Source organism: Microbacterium sp. GbtcB4, assembly GCF_019091465.1.
Lineage (GTDB): Bacteria > Actinomycetota > Actinomycetes > Actinomycetales > Microbacteriaceae > Microbacterium > Microbacterium paraoxydans.
Window position 1 is genome coordinate 1 of record NZ_JAGXJJ010000018.1, and the last position, 2,766, is coordinate 2,766.

Sequence of the window (2,766 nt, forward strand, 5' to 3'; positions counted from 1 at the left end):
GCCGGCGTGCACTTCACGTTCGACACGGTCGAGCTACTCCACCGTCAGATTCAAGTACGGCAACGCAAGGGTTCCCTCCATGAAGCTGATGCCCTTCGCCTTCGACGTGCGTGCAACGTCAACGGTCGGCCGGCCCTTTTCGCCATCCTCAACGCTGACAGCGTCGAGGTCGGCATCGATGTCGTTCCCGTCGATGGTGACGGTATTCCACCCGAACGCCGCGAACTTGTCGGCAATCGGCTCCATGTTCATGACTTCAGCGGTCGGCCCGGAAATCTGCAGATCGTTGACATCGACGAAAGCGACGAGGTTGTCGAGTCGGTGGTGCGCAGCAATCGACGCCCCTTCCCAGATCGCCCCCTCGGGGAGCTCACCGTCCCCAAGGATGGTGAAAACCCGTCCTCCGTTGCTCGCGGCACGGAGGCCCAGTGCCATCCCTGCAGCAATCGACAGCCCGTGACCCAGGGCACCCGTATTCGCTTCGATGCCCGGAAGCTTGTGAAGGTCGGGGTGACCGCCGAGTTTGCTGCCGACAGAGCCGTACGTGTCGAACAGCGCCTCCTCGAAGTAACCGCGACGCCCGAGAACTGCGTACTGCGCCATTGCTTTGTGGCCCGCGGACAGCAGGAACCGGTCGCGATTCGGGTCCTTCGCGGCTTGCGGGTTGACGCGCATGGTCGCGAAATACAAGGCGGTCACGATGTCGATGCACGAGAGCGCCCCGCCGAGGTGGCCAGAACCGCCTGCCCGTACCATCCGCAGGACGTTGAGGCGTGCGAGCTCCGCCTCGATCTGCAGCGGGATGGCATTCATACGCGAGTGTTCTCGGTTTCGTAGTCGTACAGAGCGACGAGCTTCGGCGCACTCCGCTCGTTCTCCACGTACGACACCGACAGGTACTCGCGAACGAGTCGCTTGACCGACTCTACGCCGGTGACCTGAGCTCCGAAAGCGACCATGTTGGCGTCGTTGCTTAGCTGTGCACGCTCGGCCTGGTACGCATCCGTGAGCAGGGCGCAGTATGCGCCGGGAACCTTATTCGCCGAGATGGAGACCCCGATGCCGGTGCCGCACATCACGACACCACGCTCGACCTCCTTCGCCGCGTCGCTTTCCGCCACCGCAATGGCCGTCTTCGGATATAGGGGGTCGTCGGAGCCGAAATCGCGAACCTCGTGGCCGAGCTCGCGAAGGTAATCAGCGACGGCATCCTTGAGGGTTGTTGCGTTCGGGTCGCAGCCAATTCCAATCAACATGCATGTCTCCTATCTATACCTGTATAGGCTTGTATATCTGAGGATAGACCGAATCGACGTAAGATGGAAGATCGGACTGGATGGTCCGCCCATCGAACTGGGAGACAGCATGGCCAGAGTTGCCCACCCCACTCCGCTCGATAGTGCGGACGTTATTCTCTCCGACCTCGACGGAGTCGTGTACCGCGGCGCTGCACCCATACCGCATGCCATCACCGCTCTGAACTCGGCGCGAGAAAGTAAGACGGTGGGGTTCCTGACGAACAACGCCTCCCGGCTGCCGGCGGACGTAGCCGAACAGCTGACGACAATGGGACTGCACGCCGACGCGGATGATGTCGTCACCTCGCCTCAGGCGACGCTGCTGCTCCTATCGAATGTGGTTGAGCCGGGGGCGCCGCTGTTGGCCGTCGGCGGTCCGGGGTTGACGATGGTGCTCGAAGGGGCGGGGTACCGACTTGTTCGCACGGCGGACGAGCACCCCGACGCGGTCGTCCAAGGTTTCTCACAACACGTGAGCTGGACTGACCTGGCCGAAGCTACTTACGCTCTCGCCTCCGGGATCCCGTGGGTCGCCACAAACCTCGACACCGCCCTCCCGCTCGAGCGCGGACTGGCGCCTGGCAACGGAGCACTCGTCGCTGCCATCCGCGCTGTCGTCAACCGCGAACCTCTCGCTGCCGGAAAGCCCGAGACGGCGCTCTTCGACGCCGCCCGCGAGCGATTCCCCGGCTCCCGATGGCTGTTCATCGGCGACAGGATCGACACAGACATCAGAGGCGCAAGACGATCCGAGATGAGTAGCGCTCTCGTCCTCACCGGCATCAGCCGGCCACGCGATGTCTTCGCTGCACCCCCCGATGCACGCCCCGACTTCATCTTGCGCGACCTGCGCGATCTCACCCTGCCGTACCCCTCCACCCGGCTCACGCGCAACGACCAGTTCCTGACATCGGCCGTCTCCAACGCGGTGGTCGCGGCTGAAGGACAACGTGTTCGCCTCGTCACGCCAGGAAACGAGCCGATGAATGTCATCCGAGCCACAGCCGCTCTCATCTGGGAATATGCCGCAGCATTCGACAGCCTCAAGCTCGACACCGAGCTCCACGACGTCATCACCGCGGCCCTCGACTGACGGCCGGTACGTCACTCATCAGCACCTGCCGACCTCCTGCTCTGCGAAGATCCGCAACAGCACAACATCCCCCTCGTCGGAGGGCTGACGTCGCGAGAGAAGTGCAGATGACCGCCGTGCACGCCCCCTCGGCCGCGATCAGCACGCAATGGAACGGCGCACGCTGGGCCACCGATCGCGTCACCGAGATCATTGGCCGCATCGGCGCCAGCGGCGAACAGATCGCCCTCGCGCTCGCCGCGAGCCGCGATGCACGACGGTGGCCGACGGAGCGGGAACCTGGAGTGCCGGTGCCGCCCGAAGAGGTGATGGCCGTCCGAGCTCACGCCGAGATGGTGGGGACTGCTGCACGAGTAGGTGACAGGTTGTAGTCAC

The 2,766-nt window shown here is 63.8% G+C and carries 4 protein-coding genes; 2 read left to right on the forward strand and 2 right to left on the reverse strand.

Annotated elements, in window-relative coordinates:
- Nucleotides 1–33 precede the first annotated feature (33 nt).
- Nucleotides 34–813 (reverse strand): transketolase, encoded by a 780-nt coding sequence (locus tag KVS71_RS17095; protein ID WP_217585110.1) that lies wholly within the window; start codon nt 811–813, stop codon nt 34–36.
- On the reverse strand, nt 810–1,256 hold the full coding sequence (locus KVS71_RS17100) for an RpiB/LacA/LacB family sugar-phosphate isomerase (protein WP_217585111.1): 447 nt from the start codon (nt 1,254–1,256) through the stop codon (nt 810–812). Before KVS71_RS17100 ends, KVS71_RS17095 begins: the two co-directional genes overlap by 4 nt.
- Between KVS71_RS17100 and KVS71_RS17105 the strand changes: the two genes are divergently transcribed.
- Nucleotides 1,255–2,391: an HAD-IIA family hydrolase gene (locus KVS71_RS17105; RefSeq protein ID WP_254635898.1), complete on the forward strand. Its 1,137-nt coding sequence runs from the start codon at nt 1,255–1,257 to the stop codon at nt 2,389–2,391. The two genes, KVS71_RS17100 and KVS71_RS17105, sit on opposite strands and share 2 nt — an antisense overlap.
- Before the next feature lie 107 nt (nt 2,392–2,498).
- Nucleotides 2,499–2,762: a hypothetical protein gene (locus KVS71_RS17110; RefSeq protein ID WP_217585112.1), complete on the forward strand. Its 264-nt coding sequence runs from the start codon at nt 2,499–2,501 to the stop codon at nt 2,760–2,762.
- The last annotated feature ends 4 nt before the right edge of the window (nt 2,763–2,766 follow it).